Genomic DNA, 1,227 nt, shown 5'->3' with positions numbered 1-1,227 from the left:
CAATTTGTAGTGCTACACTCCAGACCTTTCCGAATCCGCTGATTTTCATAATGTTGAAGTTATTCGCTAAGTACACATCGATCGGTGTTCTTAACACGCTTATTCATTGGGGCGTATTTGCTTTTTGTGTGTATGGGATGCATACGCATCAGGCGCTGGCGAACTTTTCCGGTTTTGTTATCGCCGTATCGTTCAGCTTCTATGCCAATGCGCGCTTCACCTTTAACGCCAGCACCACCACGCTTCGCTACATGATGTACGTGGGATTTATGGGAACACTGAGCGCCGTTGTTGGCTGGATGGCTGACAAATGTTCCCTGCCGCCACTCCTTACTCTTGTCACCTTTTCAGCTATCAGCCTGACATGCGGATTCATTTATTCAAAGTTCATTGTCTTTAGGGATGCGAAATGAAAGTCTCGTTAGTCGTTCCGGTCTTCAATGAAGAAGCCACGATACCTATTTTCTATAAAACGGTTCGCGAGTTTGAAGAGCTAAAACCGTATGAAGTTGAGATTGTTTTCATCAACGACGGAAGCAAAGATGCGACTGAATCAATAATTAACAAAATAGCTGCATCTGATCCGCTCGTTATTCCGCTTTCGTTTACGCGAAACTTCGGTAAAGAACCTGCTCTTTTCGCGGGTCTCGACCATGCAACCGGGGATGCGGTCATTCCTATTGATGTCGATTTACAGGATCCGATAGAAGTTATCCCCCATCTCATTGAGAAGTGGCAGGCTGGCGCAGATATGGTGCTGGCTAAGCGCTCAGACCGCTCAACTGACGGGCGCATGAAGCGTAAGACAGCTGAATGGTTTTATAAGCTGCACAATAAAATCAGCAATCCGAAAATTGAAGAGAACGTCGGTGATTTCCGGTTAATGAGCCGTGAGGTTGTCGAAAATATTAAATTAATGCCCGAACGCAACTTGTTCATGAAGGGGGTGCTCAGTTGGGTTGGCGGAAAAACGGATGTTGTTAAATATGTCCGTGCCGAACGCGTGGCCGGTGATTCGAAATTCAACGGCTGGAAATTATGGAATCTGGCGCTCGAAGGGATTACCAGCTTCTCAACTTTCCCTCTCCGCATCTGGACGTATATCGGGTTAGCTGTCGCAGGTGTTGCATTCCTGTATGGTGCCTGGATGATATTTGACACTCTGGCGTTCGGTAACGCCGTGCGGGGATACCCGTCACTTCTGGTGTCGATACTGTTTCTTGGTGG

General features: G+C 47.2%; 2 protein-coding genes. Both read left to right on the top strand.

Annotated elements, in window-relative coordinates:
- The first annotated feature begins 50 nt into the window (after positions 1-50).
- Positions 51-413, top strand: coding sequence for a GtrA family protein (locus NA624_RS22965; protein ID WP_000915525.1), 363 nt, complete (start codon positions 51-53; stop codon positions 411-413).
- A partial coding sequence (locus NA624_RS22960) for a glycosyltransferase family 2 protein (RefSeq protein ID WP_001555386.1) occupies positions 410-1,227 on the top strand: 818 nt, incomplete at its 3' end. The genes NA624_RS22965 and NA624_RS22960, both read left to right, overlap by 4 nt.

This window comes from Salmonella sp. NW38 (genome assembly GCF_051807745.1).
Classification (GTDB): domain Bacteria; phylum Pseudomonadota; class Gammaproteobacteria; order Enterobacterales; family Enterobacteriaceae; genus Salmonella; species Salmonella enterica.
The sequence above is the reverse complement of the archived record's forward strand: the minus strand, read 5'-3'. Positions and strand labels throughout refer to the sequence as shown.